The sequence below is a fragment of the Candidatus Marivariicella framensis genome, assembly GCF_982709265.1.
In genome coordinates this window covers 1-19,524 of the sequence record NZ_CEXPNT010000005.1, presented here as the reverse complement: position 1 = coordinate 19,524, position 19,524 = coordinate 1, and the positions used below count along the sequence as shown (strand labels likewise).

The window sequence follows — 19,524 nt, the reverse complement described above, 5'->3', positions numbered from 1 at the left end:
ATGTTATTGAAAAGTAATTAATTTTTTTGATTATTCGATATCATTTTTTAAATCAAATATCACAAGTGAAACCATTTCATTGTAGCTTGATATACCTAGTTTTTGATTATTGATTTTTAAAAAACTATCATATGATTTTTTAAAAATAGGTTCCAAAGGGTTTTTGTATTTATTCCAAAATTTATTAATGTCATTAAAATTTTTTTTAATTCCTAAATGAATGCTTTGAGATAATAATTTCGACTTTTTTGGATTTTTTTTATATAAATCAGACATACAATATCTGAGAGCAAAGCTGTATCCTGCATATTTAATATACGGGTTTTTATTATTAGATGTTTTTTTATATGCCCAATAATTCGATTCGTTTTCTCGTGCAACACCATTTTGATGCGATTGTTCATGTGCAATAGTGGTTAAATAACTAATCATAGGAATTTTTTCATTCACTTGAGCCTCAAGAGTGAAAGGGTTTAAATATCCTGCATATCCCATATAGCTTATAATTGTACTCCAAATAGAGTTTTTTACAATATCATTTTTTTCATTTGCCAGTAACATCCTTGCTTGTTTTTTATTAAATGGAAATTCAACAGGTAAGGTGTCATTTCTTGAAAGTTGGTGGTGTAATTTATTTGTTTCAAAAATTAAAAATGAAACAACTTTTTCTAAGTCTTGATCACTATATGACTTTTCAATATTCAGCTTTGATTCTAATGATTCAGAATGATAATTTAACCCCCATGAAATCTGAAATAAAACATTTACAACACTTATGACTGATAATAAATCTATTAAAAAATAAAATTTATAATTTAAGTAGTATGATCTATATTTAAAAATAACAGTAATTGCTATAATCACTATCAATAAATAAATTATATCACCAATAGAAAATGAAAATATAGAAAAAATACTTTTTCTTAATTCTGATATGTAATTGAAATTTGTAATATATAAATTGATAAAATTTGAGTTTTCAAACTCATTATTTTGAATCAAAATAAATTGAAATGGAAGTGATATTAATAAAAGCCATTTAAAAAAACTAACCCTGTATGACTTATTAAATTTATTCACCAGTTAATCCGACAATTTCAACTTCAAAAATTAAATCTGACTTAGCAGGGATTGCTCCGTTTCCAGACTCACCATATGCAATATCAAAAGGAAGAAAAAGAGTTGCTTTATCTCCAACGTTAAGTAGTCTAATACCTTCTTTAAATCCTGGAATTAACTGGGCCTCTTTGCTGACATCAAAAGGAAGAGGGTCGTAACCTCCGCTATCTTCTTTTCTAAAGTCATAAATACCGTTTTCTTTTGCAACATTTATCATGCTAGTTTCAATAATACTCCCATCTGATAAATAAACTGCATAATAGGCAAGTACTTTGTTTGTTGAATTTGATTTTGGACCTTTGCCTTTAATAGTAATAGTAAATTTGAGGCCTGAAGAGGTAGATTTTGCTTGATTTTTTTGAATTGAAAACTTTTTGAAATTCTCCTTTTGCTTTTCAATTGTCTTTAACTCTACTAGTTCCTTTTCCTTTTCCTTTTTAGCTTGAAAATTTTTAAAAACTTCAGCAGCATTAAAGCTTTGGGCTTTTTTACCTTTTCTAATAATTGACAGCTTTTTAATGGTATCGTTTTGAATTATGCTATCAACTACCTCTTGCCCCTCTATTACATTTCCAAAAACTGTATGTTTTCCATCAAGCCAAGGCGTGGCTTTATGAGTTATAAAAAATTGACTTCCATTAGTTCCAGGGCCACTATTAGCCATAGACAGTATTCCAGGGCCACTGTGTTGTAGATCTGTAATTTCATCTCCAAACTTGAAACCAGGCCCACCTTGACCTGTAGCAGTAGGGTCACCACCCTGTATCATAAAATCTTTTAAAACTCGATGAAAAACTATCCCGTCATAATATTTTTTCCCTTTATACTCTTCTTTTAAATTAGGACTAGGATGGTTTCCTTCAGCTAAAGCGACAAAATTGGAAACTGTAAGTGGTGTTTTTTCATATTCTAATAAAAGAATAATGTTGCCTTTATTGGTCATGATATCAGCATACATTCCAGGTTCTAAATCTGGATGTTGATCACATGAGTTAAAAAACATAAGGAATAAAATTAAAAATAGATGTCTGTTCATTTTTGTTAATTTAATTATTTGATAATGATACTAATTTTATGATAAATCTCAAAGGTTGATTAGGACCTATTTTTTCAGAATCTCCCTGATACCCATAACAAAAATGAGATGGAAATAAAAAAATACCTGTATCTCCCTCAGATAAAAATTTAACACCCTCCCTTAAAGCCGGAATAATTTCTTCTTTATCCACAATGAATTTTACAGTTTGTAAATCATCTTCACCATATAATAGGTTTTGATTTAAGTCTTCAATTTTATATTTAACCTCTACAAAATCTCCTCTTTTTGCAAAAACACTTTTGCTCTTTTGATCTTTTACGGAAAATAAAAAGCCTAGATTAGAATCCTTATAGGTATTTTTAGTGTCTAATTTTCTAGCTTTATTTATGAGAACTTGTTCAGATTGAACTCTTGACTTATTTCTTATTGCAGAATTTTTTAAAAAAACTGACATTTTTTTGTTTAATGGTTTTCTTGGTTTAATATCCTGGCAACTTAAGCCAAGTAAGCAAAAAAAACTTATTAGTATTACATTGATCCTCAATGGAATGATTTTAAAAGATTTATAAGCCTATTTTTTGTTTCATACATTGGTTCCTTTGAAACCCCTCCTGCTGCGTTGTGATGCCCACCTCCGCAAAAATATTTTTCAGCAAAAATATTAACTGAAAAATCACCTTTAGATCGAAATGACATTTTAATTATACCATCCTCTTTACTTTCTATTAAAATTACTGATAGTTCAATTCCTTTAATACTTAAGCCATAGTTAACAAACCCTTCAGTATCTCCTTTTTTAAATGAACATTCATCTAACTCGGTTTGGTTTAATGTAATTATAATATAGGGTAAAGAATCTAATTTTTGAATATTCTTTAAAGCGACTCCAAGTAGCTTTAGTCTATTGAAGGAGAAAGTATCATATATTTTTTGATGAATCTCAGAATTATTCGCCCCCTTTTCTATAAGTTTTGCAATAACATGATGGGTGCCGGATGTGGTTGAAGGAAATCTAAATGATCCTGTATCAGTCATTATTCCAGTATATAAACATGAAGCTATATCAGAATTTATAATACCTGAGTCTATATAATTAATTAGATTATATATCATTTCACAAGTGGAACCTATTTCAGGATCAGATAATTTCAGATCAGCGTATTCTTTTGGCTTTTCATGGTGATCAATCATTATTATTTTTCCGTTTGCTACTTTTATATTATCGCACATAATTCCTGACCTTGAGAGATCATTAAAATCAAGTGTAAAAATCAAATCAGCATTTTCTATTTTTTGGACAGCTTTAGTGGATTCTTTTTCAAAATTTAAAATCTTAGTTTCTCCAGGCATCCATTTTAAAAAACTTGGATAATCATTAGGAGAAATAACAATTGAATTTAAACCCTTTTTTAATAAAAAATGATTTAATGCTAGGCAACTACCTAAAGCATCTCCGTCTGGGTTTTTATGAGGTATAATAACACAGCTTGAAGACTTTTCAATAAGTGTTTTGATTTGCGATTCTGAATTTTTAATTTTCATATATTAAAGCTAGAACAAAGATAACTATACTTTTTTAATGCCAATATTTTTGTGATTGATTCAAATGTTTAACTTTACAACAAATTAAATAATATGTCAAAAAGTATTACTTTTTCTATGATCAAACCTGATGGAGTTGAAAATGGTCATATTGGTTCAATCCTAGAGAAAATAAGTAAAGCAGGATTTAAAATTGTAGCATTAAAGCTCACTCATTTAACCAAAAATGATGCTGAGTCATTCTATTCTATTCACAATGAAAGACCTTTCTATAATGATTTAATTAGTTTTATAACTAGAGGCCCAATAGTTGCGATGGTTTTAGAAAAAGAAAATGCAGTAGATGATTTTAGAACTTTAATAGGTTCAACTAATCCTTTAGATGCTGCTGAAGGAACAATCAGAAAGTTGTTTGCTAAATCAGTTGGAGAAAATGCTATTCATGGATCAGATTCTAATGAAAATTCTATGATTGAAAGTAGCTTTCATTTTTCAAATCGAGAAATGTTTTAGTAAAAAACAATTTGTTTAATATCCTCACTTTTCATTTTTTGATTTAAGAGCTTGATTATTTTAGTTTCACCAAATCGAAGTTCTTCCTTTAGAGTAGGGCTTTTAATCTTAACATATAATACCGACTTTTCTAGTTTTACTCGATCTGTGTAGGCTGTAATATTTTTACCCATCATTTGTTTCCATAATTCATTAATTTTCAACTCTTTTAACCCTTTAGCTATAGGTTTTTGATTTGAGATCTCGTTTAGCACTTCGGAAAGCTTTTGTGGTTCAAATTTCCTGTTACTCATAAATCAAGGATTAAATTTTTGGTAATGATAGTTTTTATCTTGAATTTTTAAAATTAGTGAAACACTATCTAATTTAACTATCATCTCTTCCCAATTATGCCAATTGGTTTCAAAAAATAAAAATGAATTTTTTTCTAAAGTTTTAAGTTTAAAAAAAGTTGTGTCATTTGATGTTTCGAAATTATTATTTATTAATGGTCTTACTTTTTTTCTCCAACCAATGTTTTCATTTAAGTAATAATAATCCAATAAAAGAGCCCCTCCTTTTAATTTAAATGTTTCATTCTTTTGTGAAACAAAATCAATTTTCCAATAACCATTTAAAAGTATCGTGTCAATTTTTTTTGAAGAATTGCAGTTTATAAATAAAAAAAGTGATAGAGAGTGAACAACAATATTAATTTTTTTTAAAATTTTGCACATAAAATGTTTAATTGTAATCTAATTAATCTGAAAAATTTCAAAGTTTGAGTCAACTGATTCCAATGCTTTGAGAGTTCTATCTTGATGAGTGTCTGTCAAAAATATTTGACCAAAACTCTCTTCAATCATTAATTTCAATAAACTAGTAACCCTTTTTTGATCAAGTTTGTCAAAAATATCATCTAATAAGATAATTGGTGACATACCTTTTTTATTTCTTAAATAATCAAATTGAGCTATTTTCAAAGCTATTAAAAACGTTTTTTTTTGTCCTTGACTTCCAAATTTTTTAATTGGTTTATCATGAATTAAAAAATCTAAATCATCTTTATGAATTCCCTCGGTTGTATATTGAAAACCTCTATCTTTTTTTAAGGAATTTGTAAGTATTTCTATTAAAGTATTGTCCTCTAATGCGCTTATGTATTTTAATTTAACTTTTTCATTTCCACTATTTATAGCTTCATACCGTTTTATAAATAAAGGAGAAAAAACCTCCATAAACTCTTTTCTTTTCTCATAAATAGGTAGACCTAATTTATCAAGCTGTTCGTTGTAAATATCAATTGTTTTTTGATCGAAAGTATGATTTAAAGCAAAATATTTTAATAATGAATTTCTTTGAGCTAAAATCTTATTATAGTTAAGAAGGTTTGTTAGGTAATCTTTATGGATTTGACCTAAAATACCATCTATAAATTTTCTTCTCAAACTACTTCCTTCATTAATTAAATCAATATCATCTGGAGATATCATTACCAGTGGTATTAACCCTATATGTTCTGATATTTTACTGTATAGCTTGTTGTTTCTTTTTAATACTTTTTTTTGTCCTTTTTTAAAACTACAATTGATCTTTTCATTTCTGGATTTAATTGTAAAACTTCCTTCAATCACAAAAAATGTTTTATCAAATTGAATGTTTTGAGCTGAAGTAGGGTTAAAGTAACTTTTACCAAAAGCCAAATGGTATATTGAGTCAAGAATATTTGATTTTCCAACACCATTGTTTCCTACAAAGCAATTTATTGAAGATTTAAAATCAAAAGATTCCGAGCTTAAGTTTTTATAGTTAGTAAGTGTAAGCTTTTGAATGTGCATATCAGCAAATATAATAGTCTATTTGATAATATCTTAAATTTTATAAGTATTGTTAAATACATTTTAAAACTCATAAAAAAAGGCTATTTTTGAGTGCTAAAATTTAAATGATGGCTACATATCAAAAAAGAGGACAAAAACGTTCTAACAAAGCTCAATCTAATCAAAGTTCAAAAGATACAAGTGCAACAGCTGAAGTTTTTGAAACTCTGGATTCAACTGCAAGTAGGACAGAGTCAATAGTTGCTAAATATCAAAATCATATTCTTATCATTGTAGGTTCTATTGTTTTAATTACATTAAGTTATTTAGGTTATGATAAATTTATCCTAGAACCTCGTGATAATGAAGCTATTAGCGAATTAAATCAAGCTCAATATTATTTTGAAATTGCTATAAATAGCTCGAACTCTGACTCACTTTATAAAAGAGCTTTAAATGGTGGTGAAGGTAGATATGGATTTTTAGATATAATTGAAAACTACAGTGGAACATCTGCATCAAAGTTAGCAACTTACAGTGCTGGAATGTCTTATCTAAATATTAAAGACTATGAAAACGCTATTAAGTATTTAGACCAATTTGATTCAGAGGATATAATGTTAAGTGCCCTAGCAAAAGGTGCTATTGGTGATGCTTTTGCACAATTAGGTCAAAATAAAGATGCTTATGATTATTATGTTAAGGCATTTAATGCAAGTAATAATAGCTATAGTACGCCTAAATACTTATACAAGGCTGGAATGTTAGGAGCAGAGCTAGGGAAAAGCGTATCTGCAATTAAATTTTTTAAACGAATAAAAAAAGAATTTCCTGAAGTTTCAGAAGCACAATTAGTCGATGTACAAATTGGTCGACTTGAAAACATTAAATAATGTCTTCTTCACAAAAGAACCTATCAAACTATGACTTTTCCATGGTTCCAAATGGTAAAGGTCTCAGAATTGCTTTAATTGTTTCAGAATGGAATTCTCAAATAACAGAACAACTATATAATGGTGCTGAATCTACTCTGATAAAGCAGAATGTTAAAAAGTCAGATATTTTAAGGTTTAATGTGCCTGGGAGTTTTGAATTAATATATGGAGCTAAGCATGTTCAGAATAAAAATTTTAATGCTGTAATTGTAATTGGAAGTATCATTAAGGGAGAAACAAAACATTTTGATTTTATTTGTCAGGCTGTTGCAAACGGTATAGCAAGTTTAAATTCAAATGGAATTTGTCCTGTAATCTTTTGTGTATTAACGGATAATGATATTGATCAAGCCGAAGATCGAAGCGGGGGTAAGTATGGTAATAAAGGTATTGAGGCTGCTGTTAGTGCCTTAAAAATGGCAAAATTAACATAGCTGTTACTCATGTTTTAAACTATATTTAAAATTAATTATTTAAAATTTGAAATCCAACCTATTTAAATTAAAAAAAAATAAACGGTATAATTATACTCCAAGGTATTATAATGGTAAAGGTTCAGGAAATATTTATGATTTTGATTCTAAATTTTCTAAATACAGAGAAATATACAATAAAAATGATTTTGGAAGTTCATGGAAAGAAGCTAGATTTAAAATGCGATCAAGGGGAAATAGATCATTTACCCCAACACTTTTAGTCATTATTCTTTTTCTAACTTTTTGTTTTTTATATATTATCGATTTTGATTTAACAATTTTTTATAGAACTTGATGTCAGAGAAAATAACTTTATTACCTGATCATGTTGCCAATCAAATTGCTGCTGGAGAAGTTATTCAACGACCTTCATCAATAGTAAAAGAGTTGATGGAAAATGCTATTGACGCTGGTGCTACAAATATTAACTTAATTGTTAAAGATGCTGGTAAAACACTAGTTCAGGTAATAGATAATGGTAATGGAATCCCCCATAACGACCTTTCTTTAGCTTTTCAAAGACATGCTACCTCAAAAATTAAAACAGCTGAAGATTTATTTAGTTTAAAAACAAAGGGGTTTAGGGGAGAGGCACTTGCTTCTATCTCTGCCATTTCTCATATTTATATGGTTTCTAGAACCTCTAAAGATTCTATGGCAAAATTCATAAAAATTGCAGGAAATAAAATTGAAAATGAAGATTTTAAAGTAGCACCATTGGGAACTTCTTTTTCTGTTAAAAATTTATTTTATAATATTCCTGCTCGAAGAAATTTTCTCAAATCTGATTCAGTTGAACTTCGTCATATAATTGACGAATTCAATAGAGTTGCCATAGCTCATCCAAATATAAATTTTTCTTTTATCCAAAATAAAAAAGAAGTTTTTGATTTAAAAAAAACTAATTTAAGAAAAAGAATATCTTCTATTTTTGGCTCTAAGGTGTCAAGTCTATTAGTTCCTATTCAAGAAAACACTCCTGTTGCTAAAATTAGTGGCTTTATTATTAAACCCTCAGGATCTAGAAAGTCAAGAGGTCAGCAATTCTTTTTTGTAAACAATAGATACATTAGGAGTCCTTTTTTAAATCATTCTGTAAATTCTGCATTTGAAGGTTTATTATCTTCTGGTTATCACCCAGGTTATTTCATCATTCTTGAAGTAAATCCAAATAAGATTGATGTTAATATTCATCCAACTAAAACTGAAATAAAGTTTGAAGATGAACAAAGTTTATACTCTATACTTAGATCAACTATTAAACATAGTTTAGGAATTTTCCAGGTTACTCCTACTTTAGATTTTGATAGAGACTCATCAATGGACACTCCTTACTCATATAAAGAAAAGACACCTTCCAGCCCCACTATTTCTGTAAATTCATCCTTTAACCCATTTAAAGAAGATTCAAATATATATTCTATAGATTCAAAAGAAAGTAAAAGTCAAATTGAATTTGAATCTGAAAGCACTCAAAGTGTTATAGATATTCTAGATTTTGACTTTAATCCTAAACAAATTAAAGTTTTTCAATTATTCAAAAAGTACTTAGTAACAGCTTTGCCCTCAGGTTTAATGATTATTAATCAAAACAGAGCTCACCAAAGAGTTCTTTACGAGAAACTATTAACCAATTTGTCTTTAGAGAAAACTCCAAGTCAAAGTTTATTGTTTCCATACAAAATATCTATAAGTCCAAAAAATTTAATTTATTTTTTTGAAAATAAAACTGTTCTTGAGGCTATGGGTTTTGAATTTAAACTAGAAAAGGATTCTAAAGTTATAAATTTAACAGCTATCCCCATTTTATTTGATAAAAACCAATTGGATCATCTTTTTGATAAGTTTTTTTCTGACGAATATAGATTTGATGGATTTAGTAAAGCAGATGCTATTTCAAAACAACTATGTAAAGTTTTGGCTATAAGTAACGGGAAATCATTAAATATAGAAGAACAGCAGGAGCTTTTAGCTTCACTATTTACCTGTAAAGAAAAAAATCTATCTCCATTTAATCGTCCAATTTTAGTTAATTTAGATCCAACTGAAATTGATAAAAAAATTAATTAATGCGATCAGCCTCAGAGACCGTTAAACATCTTCTTATAATAAATGTTATATTTTTTTTAGCCACATTAATCTTTGGTCAATACACTTATGATTTATTTGCTCTGCATTATTACGAGTCACCAAAATTCCAATATTGGCAAATATTATCTCATATGTTCATGCACGGAGATTTTTCTCATATATTATTTAACATGATTGGGCTCTGGATGTTTGGCTCGCCAATTGAGCAGATGTGGGGAAAAAACAAATTTATTTTCTTTTACTTATCAACTGGTTTTGGAGCAGCAGCTTTACAAATGTTATTGTATAATTTTCAGATAAGTCAAGCGAATGATTTTTTTTTAAACTTAAATATTGATTCTTCAGTTATTTCAGAATTCTATTCCTCTTCTAGACTTCCTTCTAATATTATTAATTTGATTGAGGTCGAAACTCTTCAAAGTGCTTTCTCATCATATAACTCTGTTTTAGTTGGAGCTTCTGGTGCCTTATATGGTTTATTGGTTGCCTTTGCAATGTCATTTCCAAATACCCAACTTATGTTATTATTTCCTCCAATACCTATTCGAGCTAAGTATTTGGTTCCATTACTTATTGGTGCAGATGTATTTTTTGGTTTTTCATCTTATTCTATTGGACCAATAGCTCATTTTGCTCATGTTGGTGGAGCTTTAACTGGTTTTATAATGATAGAATATTGGAAAAAAAACCAATTTAATAATAAAAGATGGGATCAATGATTAGATGGAAATACTTAAAAGATAAATATGATTTTTTATCTATCTCTGAAAAATTAATTTTAATAAATGTTTTATGTTTTTTTATACCATTTATTTTAAACACAATACTATTCCTCTTTAATTTTTCATTTGGAAACCTTATTACTTGGTTTGAATTATCTCCAAAGCTTGAAGTTTTATTGTTTAAACCATGGACTTTATTAACATATTCATTTTTTCATACTCGAATTTCACATTTATTTTGGAATATGTTATTGCTTTATTATGCCAGTTCAATATTTCTTAATCTTTTTAAAAAAGAGACCTTTATTAACACCTACTTCCTGGGTGTTATGTTTGGTGGTGTTTTATTTGTTTTAAGCTATTTAGTTTTCCCCGTATTTCAAGGTAGTTTTCCTTCAATGATTGGTGCTTCTGCAGGAGTTATGGCTGTTTTAATTTTTGTTTGTAAATATACACCTGAAACTGAAATAAGACTTTTATTTTTTAATGTAAAACTTAAATATATTGGAATTGCACTTGTTGCAATTGATTTAGTCATGATTCCTTATGGAAATGCTGGAGGAAGAATATCCCATTTAGGCGGAGCTGTTCTGGGTTATATTTATGCAAAAAATCTATCTCAAGGAACTGATATTGGATATTATTTTGAGAAATTATGGCAATACATTGTTTCTTTCTCCTCTAAATCACACTTAAAAACTGTATATAAATCTAAAAAGAAATCATCAAAAAATGTTAAAGTTGATCAAAACGAAATTGATGCAATTTTAGATAAAATTTCTAATTCTGGATATGAAAGTTTAACTAAAAATGAAAAAGAAACTTTGTTTAATGCTGGAAAATAGTATGTCTTAGTCTAAAGAGATTTTATATAATCAGAAGATTCAGGCCCTAGGTTGAACAGAAGGTCAATTATGCTTAGATCACTTTGAAATCCTTTTTTGTTTTGAAAAACTTGATTATAGAATATAAATTTTGTTAAATCTTTTTTAGGATTTAATAAACGATTTATCTCTTTGAAATCTTCTATATGATTTACTTCTTTTATTTTAATAGATAAATCCAAAATGGAACAAATCTGAATTATTAATTTTACATTATAATCAAAAAGAAGTTTATGCTTCTCCATGTAGAATGGTTTTAATTCGTCTTGATAATATTCAAAAAAGGGAGATGATTTATAAGCTGATTCAATTGACTTCCAATGATTTTTTTGCCAAGCTATTTCATTGTAAATAGGCACAATCTTATCTTTTTTTTTAATTACATTTCTTGCTATTGGTATTGTTAAGCTCTGTCTTCCATTAGCTCCGTATATAACACACCTGTTTCTGTAGGTTTGTTTTTGATAATTTGTGTTAACGCAAAATGATAATTCATTTTGAGTTATTAAATTCTTAAAATAGCTTATTGGAGGTAAATAAGCCGGAATTAGAATCATATTTTATTTTTTTTTGATCTATATTTTTTTTTGATAAAAGCGAAAATTTGCCAAACACCAATTAATATTAGAAAGTGGGGCAGGTAAGAAGTTCTATCTCCTTGTCCATTAACAACGGAAAAGACTCTATTCCATCGAATTTTCCAATTTTTCCACCCATCGTTAAAACCATCAATGCTCATCCATATAAAAACAGGTTTTCCCATAACATGATCTTCAGGAACAAATCCCCAAAATCTACTATCTTCAGAACGGTGTCTATTGTCTCCCATCATCCAGTAGTAATTCTGTTTAAAAGTATAAGTGGAAAGTTCTTTACCTTGAATAAAAAACTTGTTATCTTTTCTAGTCATCTCGTTTGATTCATATTCTTCGATTATTTTTTTATACAGAGGATAATTTTTTTTATCTAGAAGTATTTTAGCTCCCTTTTTAGGAATTATAATTGGACCAAAATTATCTTCATTCCAATCAAAAGTTATTCTATTTGGAAAAAAACTTTCATTTGGCGTTTTATTTTTTGATATATTTCTATTTATGCTATCAAATTTTTCAAAGCTTTGAAGCTCTAATACATTTTTGTAGGTTGAATTAATCACTTTTTTCTTAGTCATTAATTCTGAAACTTTTAATCCTAGAGATCGAACTAACTCTATAGGCAGGCCCTTAGCTGTTGTAAATACAGAAAACTCTTCAACAGTTCCCTTTCTGCCAATAATATATGGCAGTAATGCGTCAAATGAGCTTTGAGTTATGTTTTTAATTCTGTATTCTCTTTCAAAGTCATTTATTCCATATTTTAGAAGTTTCCTCGAGGAAATTCCATTATTATCGTAAACAGTATATGTGTGTTGAATTTTAGCCCACTCAGGTAAAATATTTTGTAAATTATTTATATATATAACTCCATTTTTTATTTCTAAAGTGTCTCCAGATATTCCAACACAACGCTTAACATAATTTGATTTTTTATCTATTGGCTTTCTAACTCCTTTTTCTCTAACAAAAAATTGCCTGACTGTATCTGCAGGCCAATTGAAAACAACAATATCATTTCTTTTTATTTTTTGAAAACCTGGAAGACGCAAAAAAGGTAGTTGAGGTTTATTTAAATATGATCTTGTTTTTAAAATAGGGATAGTGTCATGAACCATTGGTGTAGCAAAAGGAGTGGTGGGAACTCTAGCTCCATAATGGAACTTACTGACAAATAAAAAATCTCCAATTAGCAATGATTTTTCAAGTGAACCAGTTGGGATTATAAATGGTTGAATAAAATATGTATGGACCAAAGTTGCTGCCATTATGGCAAATATCATCGAACTCATCCATTCGCCAAAAGCAGAATGGTGATCTAGATTTCTTTTATTAATGTAATTAACATTTTTACTATAATTAATAAACATTATATAAAAGCCTAAAGTTATGATAACTAATATGCTTTGAAGAGTTGAGTTTTTACCATAGCTCCTTATAGTTTCAATCCATATAACTCCTAACATCATTATATTTACAACTGGTATGAATAGTAAAAAAACCCACCACTTAGGCCTCTTTATTATATCCATTAAAACAAATGCATTATATATTGGTACTGCAGATTCCCATGATTTTTTTCCAGCTTTGGAATAAAGCCTCCATGTTCCTGTAAAATGAATTAACTGCAAACTCAAAATAAAAATTAACCATTCGGTAAAGTCCATAATTATTTATTTTAAATTATTTAATGTTAAGAACATCTGACATTGAAAAAACACCATTTTTTCCATTTATCCATTCAGCAGCAATAACAGCTCCTAAAGCATAGCCGACTCTAGAATGACTCTCGTGCTTTATACTTATTTTGTCGAATTCTGAATTGTATGAAACATTATGTATACCTGAAGAATCTCCTTCACGGAAAGACTTAATTTTTAAAACTTCTTTTTTATCATTTTCAGTACTCCATTCTTTATAATTAGAATTTGAAATAATATCTTTTGCTAAATATATAGCGGTTCCACTTGGCGAATCAATTTTACTAGAATGGTGAATTTCACTTAATTCTGTTGAATAATTGTATGATCTCATAATTTTAGATAGAGATTTATTTAATTGAAAAAATAAATTTACTCCAATACTAAAATTTGATGAATATAAAAATCCTACATTTTCCTGGATTGCTAATTTTTCTATCTTTTCAAGATCGCTTAACCATCCTGTTGTTCCGCTCACAACAGAAATTTTATTATTAAAAGCTTCTTTGATGTTTTGAAAAGCCGATGTTGGAGTGCTGAAATTAACAGCAACATCTGCATTACTAATGTCATTGTTTTTTATTAGATCAATTTTAGAAACAATAGTATGACCTCTTTTAATAGCAATTGACTCTACAGCTCTTCCCATTTTTCCGTAACCTAAAAGAGCTATTTTCATGTAATTAAAATTTTAATTTAACAACAAAACCTATAGTTTTAGACTCACTGATTGGTTCAAAATCAATATTTGGTTTAAAGCTTAAATCATCATTAACATTAAATTGCATTAAGTGAGTGCTAACATTTGCTTCAAGTATATTTAACATATAAGTTCCAATTATAAAAATAAATGACATGTCCCTATATCTTTTATGGAAATCCATTCCTTTTAAAATCTTATCATTTTGAGGTATGAGATCAATGTATTCATCATCATTATATCCAGCAATTCTTCTTTTATAAATTCCTCTGTATTTGTTGTATTCACTTTTATTATAGACATAACTATATACTGCACTTCCAATTGCAGCATAAACAAGAGGAACTTTCCATGCATTTCCTGAGTATAATTGACCTAAACCAGGAAAAACTGCTGAGTAAAATGCTGCTTTAGAAGGGGCAAGAGGATCAGACATAAGTTCTATTTTTCTTTTTTTTCTAGCACTTAATTCTTGACTATAATTTTGCCCACAGCAAAAAAATAAAATGAAAAATAAAACAAATTTATACACTATTATTAATTTTGTTAACAATCCGATTTAAGTCCTCTTGCGAATCAAATGATATACTCAAAAAACCTTTACCGCTCGTGTTAACTTTTACTTTAACTTCAGTTTCTAAGAAAATTTTGAGATTAGTTGCAGTTGCTAATATGAATTTCGGTTTATGATTACTAGACTTTTTGCCTTTATGTCTTAATTCATTAATTATATCTTCAGTATTTCTGACAGATAATCCTTTTTTAAGTATTTTTTCATAAACTTTAATCTGTTCTTTATTATCAATACTTATTAGAGCTCTTCCGTGACCCATTGAGATAAAACCATCTCTTAAGCCTGTTTGAATGATTGGATCAAGAGTTAACAACCTTAAGTAATTTGTAATTGTACTTCTTTTTTTTCCAACACGATCACTCAATTCATTCTGAGTTAATTGAATATCGTCTATCAAACGTTTATAGGATAATGCAATTTCAATTGGATCTAAATCTTGTCTTTGAATATTCTCAACAAGAGACATCTCGAGTGACTCTTGATCATTAATTGATCTTATGTAACAGGGTATTTTTTCAAGACCGATTAGTTTACTTGCTCTTAACCTTCTTTCTCCTGAAATTAATTGATATGATTCTTTATTTATCTTTCTAACTGTAACTGGTTGAATTAATCCGAGTTCACTAATAGAAGAAGCTAACTCGTTGATTCTTCCTTCATTAAAATGTGACCTTGGTTGAAAAGGGTTAGCGGAAATAAACTCAACTGGAATATCTGTTATGCTTCCTATCTTTAAATTAGTTATATCACTAACTGTTTCTTTTAAGTTGTCATTCAAAAGAGCTGAAATTCCTCGACCTAGAACTTGTTTTTTTGAAGATCTACTCATTATAATTTATTTTTTTTAATAATTTCAGTAGCTAAAGAAAGATAGTTTTTTGCACCCCTACTGGAAGCGTCGTAAGAAATTATATCTTTTCCATAGCTTGGTGCTTCACCTAAAGTTGTATTTCGTTGGATGATTGTTTTAAATACCATTTTACCAAAATGTTTTTGAACTTCTTCTACTACTTGATTCGAAAGCCTTAATCTAGTATCGTACATTGTTAAAAGTAACCCCTCAATACTCAAATTTTTGTTATGAATTTTTTGAACACTTTTGATAGTATTTAAAAGTTTACCTAGCCCTTCTAAAGCGAAATATTCACATTGGATTGGAATAATTACTGAGTCGGCTGAAACTAATGCGTTTAAAGTTATTAATCCTAAAGAGGGGGCACAGTCAATTATAATGAAATCATAATCATTTTTTATACTAATTAATGCTTTTTGCAGCATATATTCTCTTTTTGGTTTATCAACTAATTCTATTTCAGAAGCTACTAAGTCTATGTTTGAAGTAATTATATCAAGATTTGGAATTGATGTTTTTGATATAGCATCTTTTACAGATATGGAATGCTCTAATAGTCTATAAGTTCCCTTATTCTCTTTGTTTGTGTCATAGCCTAACCCTGAACTCGCATTTGCTTGGGGATCAGCATCTACTAAAAGAATTTTTTTTTCTAAAATTCCAAGTCCTGCAGCCAAATTAATCGATGTTGTTGTTTTTCCGACTCCTCCTTTTTGGTTAGCAATAGCTAAAATTTTACCCATTTAAATTTTATTAACGTCTAAAAATACAATTATTTGAGTGCTTATGAAACTTATATATAACAATGATTTATTAACATTTGTTAATCAATAGTTTCTTGATGTTCTATGTAAAATATTGTTTCATTGTCTTTTTTGAGGTTATAATTTCTTCTTCCAAAAGCTTCTAAACTATCTGGATTTTTTAGGACTTCAATCGTGTGCTTATCATTTCTAATATTTTTTTCTAATGCAATTTTTTGAGCCTCAAGTTGACTTACTTCATTATTTAATTCATTATGAATTAGCCATGAATGAGTATCTAAAAAAATCATCCATATCAAAAAAATGATAATGATAATTAAATATTTCAGCTTTGTAATTTTTTTTAATAAAGAATTAAACAAATCAAATAGCTTCATAAGTTAAATAGGGTTTTTAATATTATTTACATCTTTAACAGTGATTTGTGATTTATCCGAATTGCTCCATTTGTTTTTTATATAGTTTAAAACATCTGATATTTCTTCATCGTCTAGCCCTTGAGAAATCATAGAGTTTCCATTATATTTCTTGTTGTTTACAATGATTGGTCCTTTAGATCCGTACTTTATAATTGAGATGCTTTTACCTATATTCAAAAGAAAATCAGAGCTATCCAAAGGAGGAATGTTCTTTGTCAATCCTTTACCAAGAGGACCGTGACATTGAATGCAAAAATCATCATAAATCATTGAACCATCTTCAATGCTTTGATCCATAGACTTGTTTTGTATTGAAAAGAAAATCCCTAATAAAGAGAAAATATAGATGAGTAAAAACATTCTCATTATAGGGGGGAGATTTTAACAATTCCTATTCCTTCAACACCAAGGTATAGATAACCATCTGGACCTTGTTTTACATTTCTAACCCTTCCGATTCCATCTAATAATTTCTCTCTATAAACTACTTTATTATTCTCTATTACTAGCCTTTCCAGGTATTCGAAAACTAGAGAACCGACAAATAAATTTCCTTTCCATTTGGGGTATATGTCTGAAGTTGAAAAGCTCATGCCGCTAGGAGCAATTGATGGTTTCCAGTAATAAATTGGTTGCTCCATTCCAGGAGCTGCAGTCTTATCTGTAATTGTTGTGCCAATATAATTTATTCCGTAAGTAATAATTGGCCATCCGTAATTCTTTCCTTTTTCTGGAAGGTTAATTTCATCGCCTCCTCGTGGTCCATGTTCATGCTCCCAAAGAACTCCTGTTTCAGGATGAATAACTAAACCCTGAGGGTTTCTATGCCCATATGAATAAACAGCAGATTTAGCGCCTCTTTTAGTTTTGAAAGGATTATCATTTGGAATGCTTCCATCTAAATTTAAACGATAAATTTTACCTCCATCTAATTCAATATTTTGTGGATTAACATCTCTGTTTCCTCTGTCTCCAATCGAGAAAAATAGATGATTATTGTCGTCAAAAACAATTTTTGAACCCCAATGCTGTCCTTTTTTTGTATTGGGAAAAGCTTTATAAAGTAAGCGTAAATCAGTGATTTCTGTATCAAGTAGTTTGGCAATGTATAGGGCTGTATTTCCACCCGACCCTTCTCCTTCTTGACTGCTAATTGTCAAATAAATAAGATTGTTGTTATTGTAATCAGGATGAAGAGCTACATCTAGTAATCCACCTTGCCCCCTTGAATATGCTTTAGGAATTCCAGTAATAATTATTTTTTTTCCATCAACAAATCTATATAGGATTCCAGATTTTTCAGTAACAAGTATTTCATCTTTACTAATGAAATCCATACCCCACGGAATGTCTATTCCATCTACAATAACATCAACTTTATAATTAATTTTATTTTCAGGATTAATTTTTGGAGGATTTTCTCCTTGACAAGAAATTGAATTTGTAAAAGAAAATAAAAGGATATTGAAATAGAGATATTTATTCATTAATTTTTTTTAGTAATTTAAGGATAAGTATCGATTTAAAAAAGCAATAAACGTTTCTGTAAAATTTTACATGCTTTAAATCTGATTTTTTATTTGCCTTAGGCTTACTTTATATTAAACACCTCAATTATATTTTTTTTCTAGTGAATATTAAATATGTAAAATAAAATAAAATTAACACAATGATTTCCCAATTTACAATGTAGAATGGCCAATCTCCGAAAACTAGTGGATTATCTATTTTTGGAGATTCAGATAAGTACATGTAATTAGATCCTGATCCAATTAAAAAATTTAATGGCATTACAATAATCATTAAAATATTTAGAATTATAAATGTCGTTAACCACGAATACTTAGACAGCTTCATTTCGAGGTGATAAAACATATATAAAGGGATAAGTATAATAATTCCATGATTTATATAATATTCTAAATACATAAAGATCCCACCATCGTAATAATTGATTTGGGGTGTTAAAATTGCCATTAATCCACCTAGAAAACCACAATAAAATAGGAATTCAAAAAGTTTATTGTTTTTTGGGATAAAAAGAATAACGCAAATGATTAAATTAGAAATCGAGCATAAATGAATAGGAAGGTCTTCGTGTAACCTCCAATTTTCATTAACAATATCAATTAAATGACCATATAAAGTTAAGATTATGGCCAATATGCATATTGCTTTTGCTAAAGTTAGTTTTGTGTTCTTATTTAGATATTTACCTACAACTAGAATTGATATTATTATTAAAGAAGAAATTGTTAAATTCCTTAAGCCTTCAAATGACTGAAGATCAATTATGTAATGCTCATGTTGGTTAAAAAGTAAATTATTCATCATAAAGTTCATTTACTGAAAATAAGTAAAATTTATGATTATAAACTCATCTTCGTGAGTTTTGCATGATCTGATTAATGGGGAAATTGTGATATCCTAAATTTGAGTTTAAGAAAGTTTCTTGTCAAAATGAATATAAAAAAATTTCCCTAAGTTGAAATTTGTATTATTTGAAAGACGTATTCAGAAAATACACCTAACTCTTTTATTCTCATTTAATTTTTTACCAGATCCCACCAAAATTGAAAAACAGAAGAAAAATAAGTTCTCCCAAAGATGAATGATTCCTGTCGGTATTATAATCTGGATATTAGTTCTTTTTGAATATTGTGAGTTTTCTATATAGAGTGTAACCCTTTTTAGACTTAAAACTGTTTTTACTCAAAATATTTTTAATTCTATACGAGGAGGTTTCTTGTAACTGAGAGAATACTTTTTTCCAAAAGGTGTATCGGAGGTGTTCTTATATC

At 28.4% G+C, this 19,524-nt stretch carries 24 protein-coding genes; 7 read left to right on the top strand and 17 right to left on the bottom strand.

Features of this window, described 5'->3' with window-relative positions; translation table 11 throughout:
• Positions 1-30: 30 nt before the first annotated feature.
• The 4 genes from AC34EU_RS02855 to AC34EU_RS02840 form a co-directional block, all read right to left on the bottom strand.
• Positions 31-1,080, bottom strand: coding sequence for a DUF3810 domain-containing protein (locus AC34EU_RS02855; protein ID WP_487533653.1), 1,050 nt, complete (start codon positions 1,078-1,080; stop codon positions 31-33).
• Positions 1,073-2,155, bottom strand: coding sequence for a peptidylprolyl isomerase (locus AC34EU_RS02850; RefSeq protein WP_489696034.1), 1,083 nt, complete (start codon positions 2,153-2,155; stop codon positions 1,073-1,075). The genes AC34EU_RS02855 and AC34EU_RS02850 overlap by 8 nt, the downstream gene beginning before the upstream one ends.
• 10 nt (positions 2,156-2,165) lie before the next feature.
• Complete coding sequence (locus AC34EU_RS02845) at positions 2,166-2,612, bottom strand: FKBP-type peptidyl-prolyl cis-trans isomerase (RefSeq protein ID WP_487533651.1); 447 nt, start codon at positions 2,610-2,612, stop codon at positions 2,166-2,168.
• An 86-nt stretch (positions 2,613-2,698) separates the two neighbouring features.
• Positions 2,699-3,700 (bottom strand): DHH family phosphoesterase, encoded by a 1,002-nt coding sequence (locus AC34EU_RS02840; RefSeq protein ID WP_489696033.1) that lies wholly within the window; start codon positions 3,698-3,700, stop codon positions 2,699-2,701.
• Positions 3,701-3,793: 93 nt separating this feature from the next.
• Between AC34EU_RS02840 and AC34EU_RS02835 the strand changes: the two genes are divergently transcribed.
• Positions 3,794-4,213 (top strand): nucleoside-diphosphate kinase, encoded by a 420-nt coding sequence (locus tag AC34EU_RS02835; RefSeq protein WP_487533649.1) that lies wholly within the window; start codon positions 3,794-3,796, stop codon positions 4,211-4,213.
• Here the strand turns inward: AC34EU_RS02835 and AC34EU_RS02830 are convergent.
• The 3 genes from AC34EU_RS02830 to recF are packed head-to-tail and all read right to left on the bottom strand — an operon-like array spanning position 4,210 to position 6,030.
• Entirely contained in the window at positions 4,210-4,506 is a 297-nt protein-coding gene (locus AC34EU_RS02830) for a DciA family protein (protein WP_489696032.1), read from the bottom strand. The two genes, AC34EU_RS02835 and AC34EU_RS02830, sit on opposite strands and share 4 nt — an antisense overlap.
• A gap of 3 nt (positions 4,507-4,509) precedes the next feature.
• Positions 4,510-4,929 (bottom strand): hypothetical protein, encoded by a 420-nt coding sequence (locus AC34EU_RS02825; protein WP_487533647.1) that lies wholly within the window; start codon positions 4,927-4,929, stop codon positions 4,510-4,512.
• 18 nt (positions 4,930-4,947) lie between these two features.
• Positions 4,948-6,030 carry a DNA replication/repair protein RecF gene (gene recF, locus AC34EU_RS02820; RefSeq protein WP_487533646.1) on the bottom strand — a complete coding sequence of 361 codons (1,083 nt, stop codon included), beginning with the start codon at positions 6,028-6,030 and terminating at the stop codon, positions 4,948-4,950.
• Between the two features lie 110 nt (positions 6,031-6,140).
• Here recF and AC34EU_RS02815 point away from each other — a divergent pair, with 110 nt between their 5' ends.
• From AC34EU_RS02815 to AC34EU_RS02790, 6 genes are read left to right on the top strand one after another with little or no spacing between them, the layout of a single operon-like run.
• Positions 6,141-6,905 (top strand): tetratricopeptide repeat protein, encoded by a 765-nt coding sequence (locus AC34EU_RS02815; RefSeq protein ID WP_487533645.1) that lies wholly within the window; start codon positions 6,141-6,143, stop codon positions 6,903-6,905.
• On the top strand, positions 6,905-7,381 hold the full coding sequence (ribH, locus tag AC34EU_RS02810) for a 6,7-dimethyl-8-ribityllumazine synthase (protein WP_487533644.1): 477 nt from the start codon (positions 6,905-6,907) through the stop codon (positions 7,379-7,381). The genes AC34EU_RS02815 and ribH overlap by 1 nt, the downstream gene beginning before the upstream one ends.
• Positions 7,382-7,427: 46 nt before the next feature.
• Positions 7,428-7,718 (top strand): hypothetical protein, encoded by a 291-nt coding sequence (locus AC34EU_RS02805; protein WP_487533643.1) that lies wholly within the window; start codon positions 7,428-7,430, stop codon positions 7,716-7,718.
• A complete protein-coding gene (mutL, locus tag AC34EU_RS02800) occupies positions 7,718-9,493 on the top strand; it encodes a DNA mismatch repair endonuclease MutL (RefSeq protein WP_487533642.1) in 1,776 nt (591 codons plus the stop codon). The genes AC34EU_RS02805 and mutL overlap by 1 nt, the downstream gene beginning before the upstream one ends.
• Complete coding sequence (locus tag AC34EU_RS02795) at positions 9,493-10,233, top strand: rhomboid family intramembrane serine protease (protein ID WP_487533641.1); 741 nt, start codon at positions 9,493-9,495, stop codon at positions 10,231-10,233. Before mutL ends, AC34EU_RS02795 begins: the two co-directional genes overlap by 1 nt.
• Complete coding sequence (locus tag AC34EU_RS02790) at positions 10,230-11,081, top strand: rhomboid family intramembrane serine protease (RefSeq protein ID WP_487533640.1); 852 nt, start codon at positions 10,230-10,232, stop codon at positions 11,079-11,081. Before AC34EU_RS02795 ends, AC34EU_RS02790 begins: the two co-directional genes overlap by 4 nt.
• A gap of 11 nt (positions 11,082-11,092) precedes the next feature.
• Here AC34EU_RS02790 and AC34EU_RS02785 read toward each other — a convergent pair whose 3' ends face one another.
• From AC34EU_RS02785 to AC34EU_RS02740, 10 genes are all read right to left on the bottom strand, one after another.
• Positions 11,093-11,677, bottom strand: a complete 585-nt coding sequence (locus AC34EU_RS02785) for a WbqC family protein (RefSeq protein ID WP_487533639.1) — start codon at positions 11,675-11,677, stop codon at positions 11,093-11,095.
• Positions 11,674-13,380, bottom strand: a complete 1,707-nt coding sequence (gene lepB / locus AC34EU_RS02780; protein ID WP_487533638.1) for a signal peptidase I — start codon at positions 13,378-13,380, stop codon at positions 11,674-11,676. Before lepB ends, AC34EU_RS02785 begins: the two co-directional genes overlap by 4 nt.
• Positions 13,381-13,396: 16 nt before the next feature.
• A complete protein-coding gene (gene dapB, locus AC34EU_RS02775) occupies positions 13,397-14,092 on the bottom strand; it encodes a 4-hydroxy-tetrahydrodipicolinate reductase (protein ID WP_487533637.1) in 696 nt (231 codons plus the stop codon).
• A gap of 4 nt (positions 14,093-14,096) precedes the next feature.
• Positions 14,097-14,549, bottom strand: coding sequence for a DUF5683 domain-containing protein (locus AC34EU_RS02770; RefSeq protein ID WP_489666767.1), 453 nt, complete (start codon positions 14,547-14,549; stop codon positions 14,097-14,099).
• An 88-nt stretch (positions 14,550-14,637) separates the two neighbouring features.
• Positions 14,638-15,516, bottom strand: a complete 879-nt coding sequence (locus AC34EU_RS02765) for a ParB/RepB/Spo0J family partition protein (protein ID WP_487533635.1) — start codon at positions 15,514-15,516, stop codon at positions 14,638-14,640.
• Positions 15,516-16,283, bottom strand: a complete 768-nt coding sequence (locus AC34EU_RS02760) for a ParA family protein (RefSeq protein ID WP_487533634.1) — start codon at positions 16,281-16,283, stop codon at positions 15,516-15,518. Before AC34EU_RS02760 ends, AC34EU_RS02765 begins: the two co-directional genes overlap by 1 nt.
• Positions 16,284-16,363: 80 nt before the next feature.
• Positions 16,364-16,681, bottom strand: coding sequence for an FtsB family cell division protein (locus tag AC34EU_RS02755; RefSeq protein WP_489696031.1), 318 nt, complete (start codon positions 16,679-16,681; stop codon positions 16,364-16,366).
• A 3-nt stretch (positions 16,682-16,684) separates the two neighbouring features.
• Positions 16,685-17,020 carry a c-type cytochrome gene (locus AC34EU_RS02750; protein ID WP_487533632.1) on the bottom strand — a complete coding sequence of 112 codons (336 nt, stop codon included), beginning with the start codon at positions 17,018-17,020 and terminating at the stop codon, positions 16,685-16,687.
• Between the two features lie 68 nt (positions 17,021-17,088).
• The gene (locus AC34EU_RS02745; RefSeq protein WP_487533631.1) at positions 17,089-18,210 is read right to left on the bottom strand and encodes a PQQ-dependent sugar dehydrogenase; all 1,122 of its coding nucleotides are present in this window, start codon (positions 18,208-18,210) and stop codon (positions 17,089-17,091) included.
• A 127-nt stretch (positions 18,211-18,337) separates the two neighbouring features.
• Positions 18,338-19,057, bottom strand: a complete 720-nt coding sequence (locus AC34EU_RS02740) for a TMEM164-related integral membrane acyltransferase (RefSeq protein ID WP_489696030.1) — start codon at positions 19,055-19,057, stop codon at positions 18,338-18,340.
• Between the last annotated feature and the right edge of the window lie 467 nt (positions 19,058-19,524).